Source organism: Kineococcus terrestris (assembly GCF_041020755.1).
GTDB lineage: Bacteria > Actinomycetota > Actinomycetes > Actinomycetales > Kineococcaceae > Kineococcus > Kineococcus terrestris.
Genome location: NZ_JBEUEI010000027.1, coordinates 1 through 21,541 on the forward strand (window position 1 = coordinate 1; position 21,541 = coordinate 21,541).

Below are 21,541 nucleotides of genomic sequence, written 5' to 3' on the forward strand. Positions count from 1 at the left end.
GACCCCCCACCCCCCCCCCGCCCCCCCCCGCCCGCGCGCCGGGCCCCCGCGCCCCGCCCCCCCCCCCCCCCCCCCCCCCCCCCCCCGCGTCCGGGCCGGCGCCAGCCGGTCCCGGCCGCTCTCAGGAGGTGCGGGGCGAGGTCATGCTCATGACGTCCAGCGCGGCGTCCAGCTGCTCCTCGCTCACCTCGCCGCGCTCGACGAAGCCAAGGGCCACGACGGCCTCGCGCACCGTGCAGCCCTGCGCGACGGCGTGCTTGGCGACCTTCGCGGCCGCCTCGTAGCCGATGACCCGGTTGAGCGGGGTGACGATCGAGGGCGAGCTCTCCGCGTAGCGGCGGCAGCGCTCGACGTCGGCCTCCAGGCCGTCGACCGTGCGGTCGGCCAGCAGCCGGGAGGCGTTGCCCAGCAGGCGGGTGGACTCCAGCACGCCGCGGGCCATCACGGGGATCTGCACGTTCAGCTCGAAGGAGCCGCTGGCTCCGGCCCACGCCACCGTCGCGTCGTTGCCGACGACCTGCGCGCAGACCATGAGCACGGCCTCGGGCACCACCGGGTTGACCTTGCCCGGCATGATCGAGGAACCGGGCTGCAGGTCCGGCAGGCGCAGCTCCGCCAGCCCGGTGCGCGGCCCCGAGCCCATCCAGCGCAGGTCGTTGCACACCTTGGTGAGGCTGACGGCCACCGTGCGCAGCGCCCCGGACAGCTCCACGAGGGCGTCGCGGGCGCCCTGCGCCTCGAAGTGGTCCTCCGCCTCCGTCAGCGGCAGGCCCGTGTCGGCGGCGAGCAGCTCGATGACGCGCTGGGGGAAGCCGGGCGGGGTGTTGATCCCCGTGCCCACGGCCGTCCCGCCCAGGGGCACCTCCGCGACCCGCTCGACGGTGGCCCGCACGCGCTGCACCCCGCGGCGCACCTGCGCCGCGTAGCCGGCGAACTCCTGGCCCAGCGTGACGGGCGTGGCGTCCATGAGGTGGGTGCGCCCGCTCTTGACGACGCCGGCGAACTCCTCCGCCTTGCGCCGCAGCGAGGCCTCCAGGTGCTCCAGCGCCGGGACGAGGTCGTTGACCACGGCCGAGGTGGCCGCCACGTGCACCGAGGTGGGGAAGACGTCGTTGGAGGACTGCGAGGCGTTGACGACGTCGTTGGGGTGCACCGGGCGGCCCAGCCGCTCGGCGGCCAGGGTCGCGATGACCTCGTTGGCGTTCATGTTCGAGGAGGTGCCCGAGCCGGTCTGGAAGACGTCGACGGGGAACTCCGCGTCCCAGCGGCCCGTGGCGACCTCCTCGGCGGCCTCGGCCACGGCGCGGGCCACGTCCTGCTCCAGGACGCCCAGCTCGGCGTTGGCCAGGGCGGCGGCCTTCTTCACGCGCGCCAGCGCCTCGATGTGGGCGCGCTCCAGGGGGGTGCCGGACAGCGGGAAGTTCTCCACCGCCCGCTGGGTCTGGGCGCGGTACTTGGCGGCGGCGGGGACGCGGACCTCGCCCATGGTGTCGTGCTCGACGCGGTAGCCGTCCTGCTCGGCGGTCCGCTCGCTGCGCTGGTCGTCGGTGGCCATGGCGTCATCCTGCCAAGCCCGGCGCGCCCGCGGCGGCGGCCCCCGGCCGGGGGGCGCTGAATCACGGTCCCGCCACGATCCGCGCGGCGGGCGCGATCTCCGCTCGCGCTGCGGCGGCGTCAGGAGTAGGCATGGCGGGCCGACCACGGCGAGCCGAGCCGTGGCACGCAGGCGCGGACGTCCGAGGGAGGGCGCGGTGGCGAGCAGGTGGCTCACCCGCACGGGGGTGGTGAGCGCCGGCGTCCTGCTGGCGAGCACCCTCGCGGCGTGCGGGGACGGGTCGTCGGGGACCGGGACGACGACCCTGAACTGGTACATCAACCCGGACAACGGGGGTCAGCAGGCGATCGCGCAGAGCTGCAGCGAGCAGTCCGGCGGCGCGTACCGCATCGAGGCCCTCATCCTGCCGAGCGACGCGGCGCAGCAGCGCGAGCAGCTGATGCGCCGCCTGGCCGGCAACGACAGCTCCATCGACCTCATGAGCCTGGACCCGGTGTTCGTGCCGGAGACGGCCGAGGCCGGTTTCCTGGCGCCGATGCCGGCCGAGCTGCAGGCCGAGCTGTCCGAGGGCGTCGTGCAGGGCGCCGTGCAGGGCGCCACCTGGAACGACGAGCTGGTCGCCGCCCCGTTCTGGGCCAACACCCAGCTGCTGTGGTACCGGCAGTCGGTCGCCGAGGCCGCCGGGCTGGACATGAGCCAGCCGGTCACGTGGGACCAGGTCGTCGACGCGGCCGAGCAGCAGGGCACCGCCATCGGGGTGCAGGGCCAGCGCGGGGAGTCCATGACGGTGTGGGTCAACGCCATGGTCGAGTCCGCCGGCGGGCAGATCATCGAGAACCCCGAGGCCCGCGGCCCCGACATCCGGCTCGGGCTGGACTCCGACGCCGGCCGCGCCGCGGCCGCCGTCATGCAGCGCATCACCGAGGCCGGGGTCGCCGGGCCCGGCATCGACAACCGCGACGAGGCGGGCACCGCCAACCTGTTCCAGCAGGACGGGGCCGCGTTCATGGTGAACTGGCCGTTCGTCTACGCGCAGGCCCAGGGCGCCGCCGAGGGCGGCAGCATGGACCCGGCGATCTTCGAGGACTACGGCTGGGCGCAGTTCCCGCGGATGACGCCGGACGAGCCCAGCGCCCCGCCGCTGGGCGGCATCGACATCGGCGTCAGCGCCTTCAGCGAGAACCCCGACCTGGCCTACGAGGCGGTGCGCTGCATCGTCTCGGAGGACAACCAGGCCTCGTACATGATCTCCGACGGCAACCCGGCCGCGGCCGAGTCCGTCTACGACCGGCCCGAGGTGCAGGAGGCCTACCCGATGTACGACGTCATCCGCACCTCCCTGCAGGAGGCCGCGCCGCGCCCGCAGACCGCGTACTACAACGAGGTCAGCCAGGGCATCCAGGACCGCTGGCAGCCCGTCTCCGCGGTCACCGAGCAGACGCCGGCGCTGTCGGCCGAGTTCATCGGCCAGGTGCTGAGCGGGGAGAGGCTGCTGTGAGCGCGACGACCACACCGCAGGCCGCCGGGGTCGCCCAGGACCCCGCCGGCCGCAAGCGCGCCGCCCGCCGCGGCACCGACCGCTCGCGCCAGGAGGCGCGGCTGGGCTGGTACCTGGCGGGACCGGCCTTCGTCATCCTCGTGCTCGTCACGGGGTACCCGATCCTGCAGGCGCTGTACGACTCGCTGTGGAGCTACCGCCTCACGGCGCCCGACGACCGCGAGTTCGTCGGCCTGCGCAACTACGGCGTCATCCTCACCGACCCGCTGTGGTGGTCCTCGCTCGGCAACACCGTCCTCATCACCGTGGTGACGGTGGCCGTCGAGCTCGTGATCGGGTTCGCGCTGGCGATGGTGATGCACAAGGTGCTGGGCTGGCTGCGGCCCATCGTGCGCACCGCCATCCTCATCCCGTACGCCATCATCACCGTCGTCTCCGCCTACGCGTGGCAGTACGCGTTCGACCTGACGACGGGGTTCATGAACTCCGTCGTGTGGTGGGTGGGCGACGACTACGACTGGTTCGCGAACAAGTGGACGGCGCTGCTGGTCATCTGCCTGTCGGAGATCTGGAAGACCACGCCGTTCATCTCGCTGCTGCTGCTGGCGGGCCTGGCGCAGGTGCCGGAGGACATGCACGAGGCCGCCAAGGTCGACGGGGCCACGGCGTGGGAGCGCCTGTGGCGCGTGACGCTGCCGAACATGAAGGCGTCCATCATGGTCGCCCTGCTGTTCCGCGCCCTGGACGCCTTCAGGATCTTCGACAACGTCTACATCATGACCGGCGGCGCGGCAGGCACCGAGGTGGTGTCCTCGCTCGCCTACAACCAGACGATCAGCAGGCTGGAGATCGGGCTCGGCTCGGCCGTGTCCGTGATGCTCTTCCTCTGCGTGCTGCTCATCTGCTTCATCGCCATCAAGGGCTTCCGCGTCGACCTGGCGCGGGCGAGGGGGGAGGGCTGACGTGGGCGCGCTGTCCACCAGGGAACGGGTGCTGTGGTACGTCGGCGCCCTGCTCATCGTCCTGTACGCGCTGGTCCCCGTCGCGTGGATCGTCTCGCTCAGCTTCAAGAGCGAGACCGACCTGGCCAACCGCAGCTTCCTGCCGACGGCCTTCAGCGGCGACAACTACCGGGAGATCTTCGCGGGCAACGGCTCGGACCTGTTCCTGCCGGCCCTGCGCAACTCCATCATCACGTGCCTGCTGGCGACGCTCATCGCCGTGGTGCTGGCCATGTTCGCCGCCTACGCCATCGCGCGGCTGGACTTCCCGGGCAAGCGGGTCGTCCTCACCAGCGCGCTGGCCGTGGCCGTGTTCCCCGTCATCACGATGGTGACGCCGCTGTTCAACCTGTGGCGGCGGATCGGCCTGTACGACACCATCCCCGGCCTCATCATCCCCTACCTGGCGCTGACCCTGCCGATCTCCATCTGGACCATGTCGGCGTTCTTCCGGCAGATCCCGTGGGACATGGAGCAGGCCGCCCAGGTCGACGGGGCCACCAGCTGGCAGGCGTTCCGCAAGGTCATCGTGCCGCTGGCCGCGCCGGGCGTGTTCACCACCGCGATCATCGCGTTCTTCATCGCCTGGAACGACTTCGTCTTCGGCATCTCGCTGACGTCGACGTCGCGGGCGCAGCCGGTGCCCGCCGCGCTGTCGTCCTTCACCGGGTCCAGCTACTTCGTCCAGCCGACCGGCGCCATCAGCGCGGCGGCGGTCGTCGTCACCATCCCCGTCGTGCTCCTGGCGCTGGTGTTCCAGCGGCGGATCGTCGCGGGTCTCACCAACGGCGCCGTCAAGGGTTGAGGAGGACCACGTGTCCCGCATCGAGCTGAAGAACATCGTCAAGAAGTACGGGGACGGCTTCCCCGCCGTGAACGACGTCAGCCTGGACATCGCCGACGGGGAGTTCATCATCCTCGTCGGCCCGTCCGGCTGCGGGAAGTCCACGCTGCTGCGGATGGTCGTCGGCCTGGAGGACATCACCTCCGGCGACCTCATCATCGACGGCAAGCGCGTCAACGACCTGGCCCCGCGCGACCGCGACCTGGCCATGGTGTTCCAGAACTACGCCCTCTACCCGCACCTGACGGTGGGGGAGAACATCGCCTTCCCGCTGCGGCTGGGGCACAGCAAGGTGCCCGAGCAGGAGGTGCGCGAGCGCGTGGCGCGGGCCTCCTCGATGCTCGAGCTGGACGAGCACCTGGACCGCAAGCCGGCGAACCTGTCCGGCGGCCAGCGCCAGCGCGTGGCGATGGGCCGCGCCATCGTGCGCGACGCGAAGGCGTTCCTGTTCGACGAGCCGCTGTCCAACCTCGACGCCAAGCTGCGCGGGCAGATGCGCACCGAGATCGCCCGCATGCAGCGCTCGCTGGCCACGACGACCCTGTACGTCACGCACGACCAGACCGAGGCGATGACGCTGGGCGACCGCGTCGCCGTCCTGCGCAAGGGCGTCCTGCAGCAGGTGGCCAGCCCGCGCGAGCTGTACGAGCAGCCGGTCAACCTCTTCGTCGCCGGGTTCATCGGGTCCCCGCCGATGAACTTCCTGCCCGCCCGGGTCGCCGGCGACCGGCTGCAGCTGCCCTTCTGCGAGGTCCCGGCGCCGGCCGCGGTCCGCGACGGCGGCCACGACGGCGAGCTGCTCATCGTCGGGGTGCGCCCGGAGCACTTCGACGACGTCGAGGTCACCGACGCCCCGGAGGGCGCGGTCACGTTCGACGCCCAGGTCGACGTCACCGAGTGGCTGGGCAACGAGCTGTACGCCTACGTGCCCTTCGAGGCCGCCGAGGAGACGAAGGCGCAGCTGGCCGAGCTGGACCGCGAGCTGGACGGGGAGTCGATGCGCAGCCAGCTGGTGGTGACGCTGGACGCCATGAGCAGCGTGCGCGACGGCGACACGGCCCGGCTGTGGTTCGACCCGCGGCGCATGCACGTCTTCGACCCCTCCTCGGGGCAGAACCTCACCCGCGACGAGGAGAAGGCGCGCCAGATCGGCGAGCTGTCGGAGAAGCTGCGCAAGCGCTCCCTGGAGCGCGCGCAGGCGCAGAAGAACGACCGGGTGCCCGCCTGACCACGACGCCCTCTCGCGACCCTCGGTGAGGAGCGGTGACCGCGCGTCGATAGTCGCGAGGCGCGGCGCCGTCCTCACCGGGAGCGGGCCGGCGCGGGGCTAGGGTGCGGCGCACGGGTCCGGGGACGTGCCGGGCCACCGCGGTGAGGGGTGGACGGGTGACGGACGCGCTGGCGGACCCCTGCTCGCCGCAGCCGGTCCTGGCGCGCGAGCGCGACGCCCGCTCCGCGGGCGCCCTGCCCGTCCCGCGCCCGGCCGCGGCGGCGACCGGCACCACGACCGGGACGACCGGGACGACCGGGACGACCGGTCTGGCGCTGGTCACCGACCCCGCCGAGGGCCTGCGGGTCACCGTGCGGCGCGAGCTGTCCTCCGCGCCCGTGCCCGAGTGGCGCGCGCTGGCGGCGGCCGCCGGCGCCCCGCCGTTCTGCGGCCCCGACTGGCTGCGCGCCGTGCACACCCACCTGGGCTCCGGCGACCCCCTGCTGGTCTCCGTCCGGCGCCAGGGCCGCCTGCTCGCCTTCGGCGCCTTCGCCGTCCTGCCCGCGACCGGCGCCTCGCGGCCGGTCGTCACCTCGCTGGGCGCGGGGGTCAGCGACTACACCACCGTCCTGGCCGACCCCGACGCCGAGGTCCCCGCCGCCCGGCTCGTGGCCGCCGTCCTGGACGCCGTGGCCGGCGCCGTGCCCGGGGCGGTGCTCGACCTGGAGCAGGTCCCCGCCGACGACCCCCTGCTGGAGCCGCTGGCGCTGTGGGCGCGGGCCCGCGACCACAGCGTGCGCCTGGTCCCGCAGGCCGTCGTGCACGCCGTGCCGCTGCCCGCGACCGTCGCCGAGCACGACGCCGCCCTCGGCCGCCGCGTGCGCCACGAGGAGCGCCGGCAGTGGCGCCGCCTGGCCGCCGCCGGCCGGCTGGAGGTCGTCGACGACCTCCTGGCCCGGGCGCTGGCCCCCGCCGCGGGGGAGCCGGCCGCCGAGGCGGCGGCCGTGGCCGCCCTGGTCGAGGAGCTGGCCGCCGTCGACGCCGCCCACCCGCGGGCGGCCGCCCGGCGGCGCCCGTGGCGCGGGGCGTCGGGGCGGACCCTGGCCGACGTGCTGCGCGAGGCGCCCCGCCCCGTCGTGCAGCTGTCGGGGCTGCGCGTGGACGGCGAGCTGGCGGCCTACACGCTGTGCTTCGCCGGCCCGCGCGCCCTGCACGGCTACCTGCAGTCCTACCGGGCCCGCTGGGCGCCCTACGGCCCCGGCACGCTGCTGCTGCTGCGGGTCCGGCGCCGGGCCGTCCTGTCCGGCTACCGCGAGCTGGACCTCCTGCGCGGGGAGGAGGCCTACAAGCGCCGCATGGAGCGCACCACCCGGCGCACCGTCCGCGTGGTGGCCGTGCCCCTCAGCCGCGGCCTCGTGCCCGGCCTCGTCGACCGCGCGGCGGTGCTGCGGCGCACCTACCGCGACGAGCTGCGCCGCCACGAGCGCCTCGCGGCCGCCGCCGACGCCGCGGGCAGCGCCCGGGACGCGGCCGCGAGCGCCGCCGCCCGCGCCCGCGACCTCCTGCGCGCCACCGCGCGCCGCGCCGGCGGCACCGGCGGCACCGGCGCCGCCCGCGGGCGCGCCCGGGACGGCGCCCGCGCGCTGGCACCGCTGCGCCGGGCCCTGCGCCGCGGGTAGCGGCGGCCGGCGGACCCGGGTCCGCCGTCAGCCGGCGGGCTGCGCCGCCGGGGCGTCCAGCTCCCCGGCGTCCAGCTCGGCGCGCGTGGGCGGGGCCGCGCCGGCCCGCCGGCAGGTCAGCGCCGCCGAGCGCACCGCCGTGGCGACCAGCGCCCGCAGGACCGGCTCGTCCACCGCGCGCAGCGCCGGCAGCGCCGCGCCCCCCAGCAGGCCGTGCGCCGCCAGCGCGTCCAGCAGCCCCGACATGAACGCGTCCCCGGCGCCGACGGTGTCCACGACCTCGATGCGCGGGGCGGGCACGTCCACCGTGCCGGCGTCGGCCACCGCCACCGCGCCCTCGCCGCCGCGGGTGACCACGACCAGGGCCGGACCGCGCCGCTGCCACTGCCCGGCGATCCGCAGCGGGTCCACGCCCGGGAACAGCCACGCCAGGTCCTCGTCGGAGGCCTTGACGACGTCGGCGGCCTCCACGAAGCGCTCCACCCGCCGCCGCGCGTCCTCCGGCGAGGCGAAGAACGCGGGCCGCACGTTCGGGTCGTAGCTGGTGGTCACCGTGCCCGCCAGGCCGGAGACCAGGTCCAGGACCGCGTCGGCGCCCGGCGCGACGGCCGCGCCGATCGAGCCGGTGTGCAGCAGGTCCACGTCGGCCGGCAGCCGCGGCTCCGGCACCGACCACTCCAGCTCGAACTCGTAGGAGGCCCGCCCCTGCTCGTCCACCTCGGCGCGCGCCACGGACGTGGGCCGGGCGTCGACCGCGCCCGGCAGCAGCCGCACCGACGCCGCCTCCAGGTGCGCGCGCAGCAGCGCGCCGCGCTCGTCGTCGCCCAGCCGGGTCAGCAGGTGCACCTCGTGCTCGAGGCGGCCCAGGCCGTACGCGACGTTCAGCGGGCTGCCGCCCGGGTGCTCGCCCGTGCGCCCGTCGGCCGTGCGCACGACGTCGACGAGCGCCTCGCCGACGACGACGGCGCGGGCGCGCGCGCCGCCCGCCGCGCCGCCCGTCGCGCCGCCCGTCACCCCGCCCGTCACCTGGCGCCCGTGAAGTCGACCGAGGCGTACGCGCGCAGCTTCGACAGCCGGTGCTCGCTCTCGACCCGGCGGATCGTCCCGGACTTGCTGCGCATGACGATGCTGGAGGTGGTGATCGTGTCGCCGCGGTAGCGCACCCCGTCGACCAGCTCGCCGTCGGTGATGCCCGTGACGACGAAGTAGACGTTGCCGGAGGCCACGAGCTGTCCCGTGTCCAGGACCGCGTCCAGGTCGTGCCCGGCGTCCAGCGCCTTCTGCTTCTCCGCGTCGTCGCGCGGGGCCAGCCGGCCCTGGATGGTGCCGCCCAGGCAGTGCATGGCGCAGGCGGTGATGATCCCCTCCGGGGTGCCGCCGATGCCCAGCAGCAGGTCCACGCCGGTGCCCTCGCGCGCGGCCATCACCGCGCCGGCCACGTCGCCGTCGGAGATGAACTTGATGCGCGCACCCGCGTCGCGCACCTCCTGCGCCAGCCGCTCGTGCCGCGGGCGGTCCAGGATGCAGACGGTGACGTCCTCCACGCCGCGGCCCTTGGCCTTGGCCAGGCGGCGCACGTTCTCGCGCACCGGCAGGCGGATGTCGACGACGTCGGCGGCCTCCGGGCCGGCGACGAGCTTGTCCATGTAGAAGACGGCGCTCGGGTCGTACATCGTGCCGCGCTCGGCGACGGCGAGGACCGCCACCGCGTTCGGCATGCCGCGCGCCGTCAGCGTCGTGCCGTCGATGGGGTCCACCGCGACGTCGCACTCGGCGCCCGTGCCGTCCCCGACGCGCTCACCGTTGAAGAGCATGGGCGCGTCGTCCTTCTCGCCCTCGCCGATGACCACGGTCCCGTCCATGCTCACCGTGCTGATGAGCACCCGCATGGCGTTGACGGCCGCGCCGTCGGCCTTGTTCTTGTCACCGCGGCCGACCCAGCGGCCGGCGGCCATGGCGGCGGCCTCGGTGACCCGCACCAGCTCCATCGCCAGGTTGCGGTCGGGGGCCTCCTGGCCGACGGCGAGCGCCGCGGGCAGAGTGGGGGACTGGGACATCGCTGACCTCCGGGCTCGACTGGTCCCGCACTGTAGCGGCGGGCCCCGCGGCCCCTCCGGGCCCTCGAGCCCCCGCGCGGCCCCCGCGGGCGGCCGGCCCGCGCCGCGGGTGCGACCATGGGGCGGTGAGCACGACCGGGACCCCCGCGGGAGCCACCGACCCCCGGCAGGGCGTGCCGCGCCGCCGCGGCGGCGGCGACATCCGCTCGATGGTGATCTCGATGGCCGTCATCCTCGGCATCGTCGTGGCCGTCGTGTGGGTCGTCCCGCGGCCCAACGCGATCGAGCAGCCGGCCGCCGACGTCGCCAACGCCGCCGAGGGCGCGGCCCCGCGGCTGTCGTTCGCGCCGCCGGTGCCGCAGGGCCTGGACGACTGGACGGCCACGTCCGCGGAGGTCACCCGCTCCACGGACGACGTGACGACCTGGCACGTGGGCTACCGCAGCGCGCAGGGCAGCCCGCTGGCGCTGGAGGTGGCGCGCGACGCCACCCCGCGCTGGCAGGGCGCCTACACCTCCAACGGCGTCGACGACGGCACGCAGGAGGTCGGCGGCCTGCAGTGGCAGCGCTTCCGGCAGGACGACCGCAGCCGCTACAGCCTCGTGCGCGAGCAGGACGGCCTGACGGTCCTCGTCACCGGGGACGCGGACTTCGACGAGCTGGCCGAGCTGGTGACCGCGACCCTGGACGGCTGGGCCGCCGCCGGCGTCGAGTGGGGCGAGCCCGCCGGCTGATCCCGGCCCGCCCGGGACGCTCAGCCCCGCGCGTCGTCCTCCGGCTCGTCGTCCTCGTCGCTCCCGCCCGCGGCCGCGGTCCCGGCGTCCAGGCGGGCGCGGGCGCCCTCCAGCCAGCGGGTGCACCGGTCGGCCAGCGCCTCCCCGCGCTCCCACAGGGCCAGCGCCTCCTCCAGCCCCGTGCCGCCGGCCTCCAGCCGGCGCACGACGTCGACGAGCTCGTCGCGGGCCTGCTCGTACCCGAGGTCCTCCACGCCCGCGGTGGCGGGGCTGCCCGGGCTGGCGGGGGGCTGCTGCTGGTCCGGCACGCCGCGACCCTAACCGCCCGCGCCCGCGGGCCCCGGGGCGCCGTCGACGGTCACCGCCAGCTCGCCGCCGGCCACCCGCAGCCGCAGCGGCGTGCCCGCCGGGGCGTCGGCGGGCTCGCGCACGAGCGCGCCGTCGCGGCGCTGGGCGACGGCGTAGCCGCGGGCCAGCGTGGACGCCGGCGACAGCGCGGTGACCGTGGCGCGCAGGTGGCGCACCTCCACCCCGGCCCGGTCCAGCCGCGCCGCCAGCGCCGAGCGGGCCCGGGCGCGCACGGCCGCCACCTCCGCCTCGCGGACCTCCACGAGCGTCACCGGCCGGGCCAGCACCGGGCGGCTGCGCAGCGCCGCCAGCCCGGCCTCCTCGCGGGCGATCCGCTGCTCGACGCCACGGCGGGCGCGGGCGCGCAGCAGCCGCAGGCCGTCCAGCTCGCCGACGACGTCGGGCACGACGCGGCGGGCGGCGTCGGTGGGCGTGGAGGCGCGCACGTCGGCGACCAGGTCGAGCAGGGGGGAGTCCACCTCGTGCCCGATGGCCGAGACGACGGGCGTGCGCACCGCGGCCACGGCCCGCACGAGCGTCTCGTTGCTGAAGGGCAGCAGGTCCTCCACGCTGCCGCCGCCGCGGGCCACGACGATGACGTCGACCGCGGCCAGCGCGTCCAGCTCGCGCACGGCGGCGACCACCTCGCTCACCGCCGACGGGCCCTGCACGGCCACCTCGCGCACCTCGAAGCGCACCGCGGGCCAGCGCGCGCGGGCGTTCTCCACCACGTCGCGCTCGGCGGCGCTGGCCCGGCCGCAGACCAGGCCGACGGTGCGCGGCAGGAACGGCAGCGGCCGCTTGCGGTCGGCGTCGAAGACGCCCTCGGCGGTCAGGACGCGCTTGAGGTGCTCCAGGCGGGCCAGCAGCTCCCCGACGCCGACGGGGCGCACGTCGTCGGCGGCCAGGCTCAGCGTGCCGCGGCGGGTGAAGAACTCGGGCTTGGCGTGCACGACGACCCGGGTGCCGTGCGCCAGGCCGTCGGGCATCGCCGCCCGCAGCCGCGCCACGACCCGGCGGGCCAGCGTGACGGGCAGCGACATGTCGGTGTCGGCGTCGCGCAGCGTGAGGAAGACCACGGAGGAGCCGGGCCGGTCGCTGACCTGCACGACCTGCCCCTCCACCCACGTCCAGGGCATCTTCGCGATGTAGGCGTCCATCTTCGCGGCGAGCAGCCGCACGGGCCACGGGTCCTCCGCGGTCGTCTCGGCCGCGGTCGCGGGCCGGCGGCGCGGCGGCGGTGCGGGGTCGCTGGCGGGCACGGCGCACCATCCTGGCCCACCCGCTCGCGACCCGCCGCGCCGCGCCCGCGACCTACCATGGGGAGGTGACCCAGCCGACGACCCTCGACGCGACCCCCGACGCGATCCCCGGTGCGGCCGTCCCGCCGGCCGACGACTGCGGCGACACCGCGACCCTGGCCGCCGCGCGCGAGCGCGCGGCGTGGGACGGCGGCAAGCGCGTCCTGCTGGCCGCCCCGCGCGGCTACTGCGCCGGCGTGGACCGGGCCGTCGAGGCCGTGGAGAAGGCGCTGGACCTGTACGGCGCGCCCGTGTACGTGCGCAAGGAGATCGTCCACAACAAGCACGTCGTGCGGACGCTGGAGGCCCGCGGCGCCGTCTTCGTGGCCGAGACCGACCAGGTGCCCGAGGGCGAGACGGTCGTCTTCAGCGCCCACGGGGTCAGCCCCGCGGTGCGCGCGGAGGCCGACGCCCGCTCGCTGAAGGCCATCGACGCCACCTGCCCGCTGGTGACCAAGGTGCACCGCGAGGCCACCCGCTTCGCCAAGCAGGACTACGAGATCCTCCTCATCGGCCACGAGGGCCACGAGGAGGTCGAGGGCACCGCGGGCGAGGCGCCCGACCACATCACCCTCGTCGACGGCCCCGAGGCCGCGGACGCCGTGCAGGTGCGCGACCCCGAGAAGCTGGTGTGGCTGTCGCAGACGACGCTGAGCGTCGACGAGACGATGGAGACGGTGCGCCGGCTGCGCGAGCGCTTCCCGCACCTGCAGGACCCGCCCAGCGACGACATCTGCTACGCCACCCAGAACCGGCAGGTGGCGGTGAAGAAGATCGCCCCCGAGGCCGACCTCGTCGTCGTCGTCGGCTCGGCGAACTCCTCCAACTCGGTGCGCCTGGTCGAGGTGGCCCTCGACGGCGGTGCCCGCGCCGCCCACCGCGTCGACGGCGCCCACGAGGTGCAGGAGGCCTGGTTCGAGGGCGTCACCACGGTCGGGGTCACCTCGGGCGCCTCCGTGCCCGAGGTCCTGGTCCGCGACGTGCTGGCGCACCTGGCCGAGCGCGGCTACGCGCAGGTGGAGGAGGTCACCACCGCGCAGGAGGACCTCGTCTTCTCGCTGCCCACCGACCTGCGCCGCGACCTCAAGCGCCGCCAGCTGCCCGTCACGCCCGTCTGAGGGGCGTCCCGGCCTCCGCGCCGGGAGCCGCGCCGGCCGCGTCGTCGAGCAGCTCGGGCGCGGTCAGCGGGCGCACCGCGTCCTCCAGCGGCTCGGCGCGCGGCAGGTCCTCGTCGGCCAAGTCCAGCTCGCGCAGCCGGCGGGCGGAGACCAGCACGCGCCGCTCGAGCGTGCCCACGAGGCGGTTGTAGTCCTCCACCGCCCGGTGCAGCGTGCGGCCCAGGGAGGCCGTGTGCCCGCCCAGGGTGCCCAGCCGCTCGTACAGCTGCCGCCCCGCCTCGTACAGCTCGCGCGCCCCGCCGGCCACGGCGTCCTGCTGCCAGGTCAGCGCCACGGTGCGCAGCAGCGCCAGCAGGCTCGTCGGGGTCGCCAGCACCACGCGGCGGGCCATGGCGTGCTCCAGCAGCTCCGGGTCCGCCCGGCAGGCCGCCGCCAGGAACGCCTCGCCGGGGATGAAGCAGACCACCACGTCGGGGGAGTCCTCCACGGCGCTCGGGTACTCCTTGGCGGCCAGGGCGTCCACGTGGCCGCGCAGCGCCCGCGCGTGCGCGCGCATCCGCTCCCGCCGCTCGTCCTCGCCGTCGGCCTCCCCGGCGCGCAGGAACGCCGCCAGCGGCGCCTTGGCGTCCACGACGACGTGCTTGCCGCCCGGCAGGTGCACCACGAGGTCGGGGCGCACGGCGCGGCCCTCGCGGGTGGTCAGGGAGGACTGCTCGGCGAAGTCGACGCGCTCGAGCATCCCGGCGTGCTCGACGACGCGGCGCAGCTGCACCTCGCCCCAGGACCCGCGCGAGCTGGAGGCGCGCAGCGCCCCGGCCAGCGAGGCCGTCTCGCCGCGCAGCGCCTCCGCGCCGGCCTGCACCGCGGCCAGCTGCTCGGCCAGCCGGGCGAACTGGTCGACGCGGTCGCGCTCGAGGACGGCGACCTGCCGCTCGACCCGCTCCAGCGTGTCGGCCACGGGGGACAGCGCCGCGGTGACCTCCCGGTCGCCGTCGGCGCGCGTCCGCAGCTCGGCGACCCGCTCGCGCAGCAGGTCCCGCTCGGCGACCAGGGCCGCCGAGGCGGCCGCCTGCGCCGCGCGCAGCGCCCACCGCGTCACCAGCGCGCCGGCGAGCGCGCCGAGCAGCAGGGCCGCGAGCAGCAGGAGGGCGGTGCCCGTGGTGCCGGTGCTCATGGGCGCACTGTGCCAGCCGGACCCGACAGCCCCGTCCGACCGCCCGCCCGGCGGGCGCGCCCGCGCCGGTAGACTCCCGTCCCCGTGGCTCTCACCATCGGCATCGTCGGTCTCCCCAACGTCGGCAAGTCGACGCTGTTCAACGCGCTGACGAAGAACGACGCGCTCGCCGCCAACTACCCCTTCGCCACGATCGAGCCGAACGTCGGCGTCGTGCCGCTGCCCGACCCGCGCCTCGGCGTGCTCGCCGGGCTCTTCTCCAGCCAGCGCGTCGTGCCCGCCACCGTGTCGTTCGTCGACATCGCCGGCATCGTCAAGGGCGCCAGCGAGGGCGAGGGCCTGGGCAACAAGTTCCTGGCCAACATCCGCGAGGCGGACGCGATCTGCCAGGTCACGCGCGCCTTCGCCGACCCCGACGTCGTGCACGTCGCCGGCCGGGTCGACCCCGCCGACGACATCGAGACGGTGCACACCGAGCTCGTGCTGGCCGACCTGCAGACCCTCGAGCGGGCCCTGCCGCGCCTGGACAAGGAGGTCAAGGGCAAGAAGACCGACCCGGCCGTCCTGGCCGCGGCCCAGCGCGCCCAGGCCGTCCTGGACTCCGGGCGCACCCTGCACTCGGCCACGGCCGCCGACGACGTGGACCTGCCGCTGCTGCGCGAGCTGGGGCTGCTGACCACCAAGCCCTTCCTGTACGTCTTCAACGTCGACGAGACCGTCCTGGCCGACGAGGCCCGCAAGGACGAGCTGCGCGCCGTCGTCGCCCCCGCCGAGGCCGTCTTCCTGGACGCCAAGCTGGAGAGCGAGCTGGCCGAGCTGGACGCCGAGGAGGCCGCCGAGCTGCTGGCCAGCGTCGGGCAGACCGAGTCGGGCCTGGACCAGCTGGCGCGCGTGGGCTTCGCGACGCTGGGGCTGCAGACGTACCTGACCGCCGGGCCCAAGGAGGCGCGCGCCTGGACGATCCGCCGCGGGGCCACCGCGCCGGAGGCCGCCGGCGTCATCCACACCGACTTCCAGCGCGGCTTCATCAAGGCCGAGGTCGTCGCCTTCGACGACCTCGTGGCCGCGGGGTCGACGGCCGAGGCCAAGGCGCAGGGCAGGGTGCGCGTGGAGGGCAAGGAGTACGTCATGGCCGACGGCGACGTCGTGGAGTTCCGCTTCAACGTCTGACGCGTTCCCCGCCGGCTCCCAGCCGGTGTCCAGGACCGGGCCGGCGCCAGGCCGGCGCCGGTGCGCCCGGCCGCCGCGGAAGCGCTGCACCGCAGCCGGACGCGGGCCCGGAGGCGGATCCGCCGCGGGGCCGCCGCGGATTTGCCGCGCGGGGTGCGGGCGGGGCACCCTGGTGCCCGAGCGGGCGAGGGCGCCCGGCCGGCAGCCGCGTGGTGCGCAGGGGCCGCGAACCGGGGTGTTAGCGTTCTGCTCACCTCCTGGTGGGCAACGTGACCGTCGGGAGGGCTACCCCCTGGGCAACCTGCCCACGTGACGTGCCGACGAGGAGGAGCTGCACCGTGAGCAGCAACGACCAGGACGACAAGCCCACCCGCATCGGGATCGTCGCCGGCGGACCCGTCTTCTCCCGCCGCCAGGGCCTGCTCGGCGGCCTGGGCGTCGCCTCCGTCGCGGCGCTCGCGGCCTGCGGCTCCGACGACGACGGCGGCACCGGCGAGGGCGGCGAGAACGGCGGCGGCGCGGCCGGCGAGGCGATCACCGCGAACGGCACCGAGCCGGAGAACCCGCTGCTCCCCTCGAACACCAACGAGGTCGGCGGCGGCCGGATCATCCAGAACGTCTACGCGGGCCTGTGCTACTACGAGGCCGACGGCTCGGTGCAGAACGACCTCGCCGAGTCCATCGAGACCACGGACGCGCAGAACTACACGATCCGCATCCGCTCCGGCCAGACCTGGTCCGACGGCACGCCGGTCACGGCGCAGGACTTCGTCGACGCCTGGAACTACACCGCGCTGCTGACCAACGACCAGCTGCAGGCCTACTTCTTCTCGCCCATCCAGGGCTACGACGAGGTCCAGGCGGACCCGCCGACGGCCGAGACGATGTCCGGCCTGGCCGTCGTGGACGAGACCACCTTCACCGTCGCGCTGAGCGAGCCCGAGGGCGACTTCCCGCTGCGGCTGGGCTACTCGGCCTACTACCCGCTGCCCCCGTCGGCGTACGACGACATGGCCGCCTTCGGGGAGAATCCCGTCGGCAACGGCCCGTACAAGCTGGCCCAGGAGGGCGCCTGGCAGCACAACGTGCGCATCGACCTGGTGCCCAACGACACCTACGACGGCCCGCGCGCCGCGCAGAACAGCGGCCTGGCGTTCGTCTTCTACGAGAGCCAGGACGCCGCCTACGCGGACCTGAACTCCGGCAACCTGGACATCCTCGACCAGATGCCCGACTCGGCGCTGACGGTCTTCGAGTCCGACCTGGGCGACCGCGCCGTGAACCAGCCGGCCGCCATCTTCCAGGCCTTCACCATCCCGCAGTACATGCCGGGCATGACCGGCGAGGCCGGCCAGCTGCGCCGCCGCGCCATCTCCCTGGCCATCGACCGCGAGACGATCTGCGAGCAGCTGTTCTCCGGCACCCGCACCCCGGCCCGCGAGTACACCTCCCCGGTCATCAACGGCTACAGCGACGCCATCGAGGGCAACGAGGTCCTGGACTACGACCCCGACCAGGCCGCCCAGCTGTGGCAGCAGGCCGAGGCCATCGAGCCCTACACGGGCAGCTTCGACATCGCCTACAACGCCGACGGCCCCCACCAGGGCTGGGTCGACGCGGTGACCGCGGGCCTGCGCCAGACGCTGGGCATCCAGTCCGAGGGCCGCCCGTACGCGACGTTCGCCCAGCTGCGCTCGGAGGTCAACGCCCGCAGCATCCAGACCGCGTTCCGCTCGGGCTGGCAGGCGGACTACCCGTCGCTGTACAACTTCCTCGGGCCGAACTACGGCACCGGCGGCAGCTCCAACGACGGCGACTACAGCAACCCGGAGTTCGACGCGCTGCTCGTGCAGGGCGGGTCGACCACCGACGTCGACGAGGCCGCCGCGACCTGGAACCAGGCCCAGACGATCCTCTTCCAGGACCTGCCGGCGATCGCGCTGTGGTACCAGAACGTCAGCGCCGGTTCGGCCGACACCGTGGAGAACGTCGAGTTCGGGTGGGACAGCCAGCCGCTGTACTACGAGGTCACCAAGGCCTGACGACGCACCCGGTCCGGGAGCCGCAGCGTCGCGGCTCCCGGACCCCCCGGCCGGCGTCCGGCGGCCGGGCCACCCGACCGCTCGACCGGGACGGCGCCCAGCCCTGAGCGCACCGCCCCGAGGAGGCCCCCGCCATGGCTTGGTACGTGGGGCGCCGTCTGCTGCAGATGGTGCCCGTCTTCTTCGGCGCGACGCTGCTCATCTACGCGCTGGTCTTCCTGCTCCCCGGCGACCCGATCGCCGCCCTGTTCGGCGACCGCGGCGTCAACGAGGCCACGGCCGCGCGCCTGCGCGAGCAGTACAACCTCGACCAGCCCTTCCTCGTGCAGTACCTGCTCTTCATCAAGGGCGTGCTGACCCTGGACTTCGGGCAGTCGTTCACCGGCCGCCCCGTCATCGACCTCATCGCCGACGCCTTCCCGGTGACGGTGAAGCTGGCGCTGGTCGCGCTCGCGGTGGAGGCCGTGTTCGGCATCGCGTTCGGCCTGCTGGCCGGCCTGCGCCGCGGCGGCTGGTTCGACTCCACGGTCCTGTTCGTCAGCCTCGTCGTCATCGGCGTCCCCGTGTTCGTCCTCGGGTTCGTCGCCCAGTTCCTCTTCGGGGTCAAGTGGGGGATCGTCAGCCCCACCGTGGGTGGTGACCCGGGTCTCACCGACCTGCTGCTGCCGGGCTTCGTGCTGGGAGCGCTGAGCTTCGCGTACGTGCTGCGGCTGACGCGCAACTCCGTGGCCGAGGGGCTGTCCGCCGACCACGTGCGCACGGCCACGGCCAAGGGCCTGTCGCGCCCGCGGGTGGTCACGGTGCACGTGCTGCGCAACTCCCTCATCCCCGTCGTGACGTTCCTCGGCGCGGACCTGGGCGCCCTCATGGGCGGCGCGATCGTCACCGAGGGCATCTTCAACGTGCCGGGCGTGGGCAACCTCGTCTACCAGTCGGTCATCCGCGGCGAGGGCCCGACCGTCGTGTCGGTCGTCACGATCCTCGTCATGGTCTACCTGCTCGCCAACCTCGTCGTGGACCTGCTCTACGCCGTCCTGGACCCGAGGATCCGCTATGTCTGACCGCCGCCCCACCGCCGTGCGCCCGGGGCAGGAGCGCTTCGTCGCCCCGCTGGAGGAGACGCCGCTGGCCGCGGTCGACGCGGTCGACGAGCAGGCCCCGCCCACCAGCCAGTGGGCCGACGCCTGGCGCCAGCTGCGCCGCCGGCCGCTGTTCATCGTCTCCAGCCTGATCATCCTGCTGCTCGTGGTGGTCTCGCTGTTCCCCTCCTGGTTCACCTCGGTGGACCCCCGCTTCGCCGACCTGTCCCGCTCGCTGGAGGGCCCGGCCGACGGGCACCCCCTCGGGTTCACCCAGCAGGGCACCGACGTGTACGCGCGCCTGGTCCACGGCGCGCGCGCCTCGGTGAGCGTGGGGATCGTCGCCACGCTGCTGGTCCTCGTCGTGGGCGGCACGATCGGCGCCCTGGCAGGGTTCTTCGGCGGCTGGCTGGACGCGGTGCTCTCGCGCCTGGCGGACGTCTTCTTCGCCATCCCGCTGCTGCTCGGCGGCATCATCCTCATGCAGATGCTCGACACCCGGAACAGCCTCACGGTGGCGCTCACGCTGTCCGTCTTCGGCTGGCCGCAGGTGGCGCGCATCATGCGCGGCTCGGTGCTGCAGGTGAAGACGCAGGAGTACGTCACGGCCGCGAAGTCCCTGGGCCTCTCGCGCGCCAAGACCCTCGTGCGGCACGTGGTGCCCAACGCGCTCGGGCCCGTCATCGTCGTCGCGACGATCTCGCTGGGCACGTTCATCGCGGCCGAGGCGACGCTGTCGTTCCTCAGCATCGGCCTGCCGCCGAACATCGTCTCCTGGGGCGGGGACATCAGCCGCGCCCAGGCCACGCTGCGCACCGACCCCTGGGTGCTGCTGTGGCCGGCGGCGGGGCTGTCGCTGACCGTCCTCAGCTTCCTCATGCTCGGCGACGCCCTGCGCGACGCCCTCGACCCGAAGGGGCGGACCCGCTGATGAGCGCGCCCACCACCGGCGGCGCGACCGCGCCCCTGCTGCAGGTGCGCGACCTGCACGTCGACTTCTCCTCCGGCGGCCGGTCCGTGCACGCCGTGCGCGGGGCGGACCTGACCGTCTACCCCGGGCAGACCGTCGCGATCGTCGGCGAGTCCGGCTCCGGCAAGTCGACCACCGCGCAGGCCGTCATCGGCCTGCTGCCCGGCAACGGGAAGGTCGTGCGCGGCGAGGTCCTCTTCGACGGCAAGGACATCGCGCACGCCTCCAAGCGCGAGTTCGTCGGACTGCGCGGCAAGCACATCGGCCTCGTGCCGCAGGACCCGATGTCCAACCTCAACCCGGTGTGGACCATCGGGTTCCAGGTGCGCGAGGCGCTGGCCGCCAACGGGCTCGCCACGGGCCGCGCCGCCAAGCAGCGCGCCGCGGAGCTGCTGGCCGAGGCGGGCCTGTCGGACGCCGACCGCCGCCTGAAGCAGTACCCGCACGAGTTCTCCGGCGGCATGCGCCAGCGCGCCCTCATCGCCATCGGCCTGGCCTCGCGGCCGCGGCTGCTCATCGCCGACGAGCCCACCTCGGCGCTCGACGTCACCGTGCAGCGGCAGATCCTCGACCACCTCGACGGGCTGACCGAGAAGCTGGGCACGGCCGTCCTGCTCATCACCCACGACCTGGGGCTGGCCGCCGAGCGCGCCGAGCACCTGGTCGTCATGTACAAGGGGCAGGTCGTCGAGTCCGGCCCGGCGCTGCAGATCCTGCAGGACCCGCAGCACCCGTACACGCAGCGCCTGGTCAGCGCCGCCCCCTCGCTGGCCTCGCGCCGCCTGGAGTCCTCGGCGCCGCGCGCGCAGGTCGCCGAGCACGCCCACCGGGCGCACGAGGCGGCCGTGGCCGGCAGCTCCGTGGGCGTCGAGGAGACCCCGGACGTCATCGAGGTCGAGAACCTCACGAAGGTCTTCACGCTGCGCGGCGCCGGCCCGCGCGGGGAGAAGCTCACGGCCGTCGACGACGTCAGCTTCGCCGTGCGGCGCGGGACCACGACGGCCGTCGTGGGGGAGTCGGGCTCGGGCAAGTCGACGGTGGCGCAGATGGTCCTCAACCTGCTGCCCGCCACCTCCGGCACCGTCCGCTTCGACGGCGTGGACATCACCACGCTGGACCGGCGCCAGCAGTTCGACTTCCGCCGCCGCGTGCAGCCGATCTTCCAGAACCCGTACGGCTCGCTGGACCCCTCCTTCAGCATCTACCGCACGGTCGAGGAGCCGCTGCGCGTGCACGGCATCGGCGACGCCGCCTCGCGCGAGGCGCGCGTGCGCGACCTGCTCGACAAGGTGGCGCTGCCGGCGGCGACGATCCGGCGCTACCCCAACGAGCTGTCCGGCGGGCAGCGCCAGCGCGTGGCCATCGCCCGCGCGCTGGCCCTGCAGCCGGAGGTCGTCGTCTGCGACGAGGCCGTCAGCGCCCTGGACGTCCTCGTGCAGGGGCAGATCCTCACCCTGCTCAACGACCTGCAGGCCGAGCTGGGGCTGACGTACCTGTTCATCACCCACGACCTGGCCGTCGTCCGGCAGATCGCCGACGACGTCGTCGTCATGGAGAAGGGGCGCCTGGTGGAGGCGGCCAGCACCGAGCGGGTGTTCGCCGCCCCCGAGCAGGCGTACACGCGGGCGCTGCTGGACGCCATCCCCGGCGGGAGGATCGAGCTGGGCCGCTGAGGTCGCGGGCCGCCGGGGCGCTGCGCCGGGCGGGGCGCGCACCCCGCCCGGCGAGACCGCGCGGGGCCCGAGCGCCTATGGTGTCGGG

General features: G+C 74.8%; 18 protein-coding genes. 12 read left to right on the plus strand and 6 right to left on the minus strand.

Features of this window, described 5'->3' with window-relative positions:
- Positions 1-121: 121 nt before the first annotated feature.
- Positions 122-1,555: a class II fumarate hydratase gene (locus AB8M62_RS15170; RefSeq protein ID WP_369055960.1), complete on the minus strand. Its 1,434-nt coding sequence runs from the start codon at positions 1,553-1,555 to the stop codon at positions 122-124.
- A gap of 196 nt (positions 1,556-1,751) precedes the next feature.
- On the opposite strand from AB8M62_RS15170, the gene AB8M62_RS15175 reads away from it, so the two are divergent.
- From AB8M62_RS15175 to AB8M62_RS15195, 5 genes are all read left to right on the plus strand, one after another.
- On the plus strand, positions 1,752-3,053 hold the full coding sequence (locus tag AB8M62_RS15175; RefSeq protein ID WP_369055959.1) for an extracellular solute-binding protein: 1,302 nt from the start codon (positions 1,752-1,754) through the stop codon (positions 3,051-3,053).
- On the plus strand, positions 3,050-4,015 hold the full coding sequence (locus AB8M62_RS15180; RefSeq protein WP_369055958.1) for a carbohydrate ABC transporter permease: 966 nt from the start codon (positions 3,050-3,052) through the stop codon (positions 4,013-4,015). The genes AB8M62_RS15175 and AB8M62_RS15180 overlap by 4 nt, the downstream gene beginning before the upstream one ends.
- Positions 4,016-4,025: 10 nt before the next feature.
- Positions 4,026-4,859, plus strand: coding sequence for a carbohydrate ABC transporter permease (locus tag AB8M62_RS15185; RefSeq protein ID WP_369055965.1), 834 nt, complete (start codon positions 4,026-4,028; stop codon positions 4,857-4,859).
- Positions 4,860-4,869: 10 nt separating this feature from the next.
- The gene (locus AB8M62_RS15190) at positions 4,870-6,126 is read left to right on the plus strand and encodes an ABC transporter ATP-binding protein (protein WP_369055957.1); all 1,257 of its coding nucleotides are present in this window, start codon (positions 4,870-4,872) and stop codon (positions 6,124-6,126) included.
- A gap of 158 nt (positions 6,127-6,284) precedes the next feature.
- Positions 6,285-7,787: a GNAT family N-acetyltransferase gene (locus AB8M62_RS15195; RefSeq protein ID WP_369070098.1), complete on the plus strand. Its 1,503-nt coding sequence runs from the start codon at positions 6,285-6,287 to the stop codon at positions 7,785-7,787.
- A gap of 27 nt (positions 7,788-7,814) precedes the next feature.
- Here AB8M62_RS15195 and AB8M62_RS15200 read toward each other — a convergent pair whose 3' ends face one another.
- A complete protein-coding gene (locus AB8M62_RS15200; protein ID WP_369070099.1) occupies positions 7,815-8,813 on the minus strand; it encodes a carbohydrate kinase family protein in 999 nt (332 codons plus the stop codon).
- Entirely contained in the window at positions 8,810-9,844 is a 1,035-nt protein-coding gene (gene glpX, locus AB8M62_RS15205; RefSeq protein ID WP_369055954.1) for a class II fructose-bisphosphatase, read from the minus strand. The genes AB8M62_RS15200 and glpX overlap by 4 nt, the downstream gene beginning before the upstream one ends.
- 125 nt (positions 9,845-9,969) lie before the next feature.
- On the opposite strand from glpX, the gene AB8M62_RS15210 reads away from it, so the two are divergent.
- Entirely contained in the window at positions 9,970-10,578 is a 609-nt protein-coding gene (locus tag AB8M62_RS15210) for a DUF4245 domain-containing protein (RefSeq protein WP_369070100.1), read from the plus strand.
- A 20-nt stretch (positions 10,579-10,598) separates the two neighbouring features.
- On the opposite strand, the gene AB8M62_RS15215 is transcribed toward AB8M62_RS15210, so the two are convergent.
- Together AB8M62_RS15215 and xseA are read right to left on the minus strand one after the other, a co-directional pair.
- On the minus strand, positions 10,599-10,886 hold the full coding sequence (locus AB8M62_RS15215; RefSeq protein WP_373694960.1) for an exodeoxyribonuclease VII small subunit: 288 nt from the start codon (positions 10,884-10,886) through the stop codon (positions 10,599-10,601).
- Between the two features lie 9 nt (positions 10,887-10,895).
- Positions 10,896-12,188 carry an exodeoxyribonuclease VII large subunit gene (gene xseA, locus AB8M62_RS15220; RefSeq protein ID WP_369055952.1) on the minus strand — a complete coding sequence of 431 codons (1,293 nt, stop codon included), beginning with the start codon at positions 12,186-12,188 and terminating at the stop codon, positions 10,896-10,898.
- Between the two features lie 65 nt (positions 12,189-12,253).
- Here xseA and AB8M62_RS15225 point away from each other — a divergent pair, with 65 nt between their 5' ends.
- Positions 12,254-13,345 carry a 4-hydroxy-3-methylbut-2-enyl diphosphate reductase gene (locus AB8M62_RS15225; protein WP_373694961.1) on the plus strand — a complete coding sequence of 364 codons (1,092 nt, stop codon included), beginning with the start codon at positions 12,254-12,256 and terminating at the stop codon, positions 13,343-13,345.
- Here AB8M62_RS15225 and AB8M62_RS15230 read toward each other — a convergent pair.
- Positions 13,332-14,519, minus strand: a complete 1,188-nt coding sequence (locus tag AB8M62_RS15230; protein WP_369055950.1) for a DNA recombination protein RmuC — start codon at positions 14,517-14,519, stop codon at positions 13,332-13,334. The two genes, AB8M62_RS15225 and AB8M62_RS15230, sit on opposite strands and share 14 nt — an antisense overlap.
- Positions 14,520-14,603: 84 nt before the next feature.
- Between AB8M62_RS15230 and ychF the strand changes: the two genes are divergently transcribed.
- The 5 genes from ychF to AB8M62_RS15255 all read left to right on the plus strand — a co-directional run bounded on the left by ychF (position 14,604) and on the right by AB8M62_RS15255 (position 21,453).
- Positions 14,604-15,689, plus strand: a complete 1,086-nt coding sequence (gene ychF, locus AB8M62_RS15235) for a redox-regulated ATPase YchF (RefSeq protein ID WP_369055949.1) — start codon at positions 14,604-14,606, stop codon at positions 15,687-15,689.
- Positions 15,690-16,108: 419 nt separating this feature from the next.
- A complete protein-coding gene (locus AB8M62_RS15240; RefSeq protein WP_373694966.1) occupies positions 16,109-17,731 on the plus strand; it encodes a peptide ABC transporter substrate-binding protein in 1,623 nt (540 codons plus the stop codon).
- A 134-nt stretch (positions 17,732-17,865) separates the two neighbouring features.
- On the plus strand, positions 17,866-18,792 hold the full coding sequence (locus tag AB8M62_RS15245; protein ID WP_369055934.1) for an ABC transporter permease: 927 nt from the start codon (positions 17,866-17,868) through the stop codon (positions 18,790-18,792).
- A complete protein-coding gene (locus tag AB8M62_RS15250; protein ID WP_369055933.1) occupies positions 18,785-19,741 on the plus strand; it encodes an ABC transporter permease in 957 nt (318 codons plus the stop codon). Before AB8M62_RS15245 ends, AB8M62_RS15250 begins: the two co-directional genes overlap by 8 nt.
- Positions 19,741-21,453, plus strand: a complete 1,713-nt coding sequence (locus AB8M62_RS15255; RefSeq protein WP_369070101.1) for a dipeptide ABC transporter ATP-binding protein — start codon at positions 19,741-19,743, stop codon at positions 21,451-21,453. The genes AB8M62_RS15250 and AB8M62_RS15255 overlap by 1 nt, the downstream gene beginning before the upstream one ends.
- Positions 21,454-21,541 lie beyond the last annotated feature (88 nt).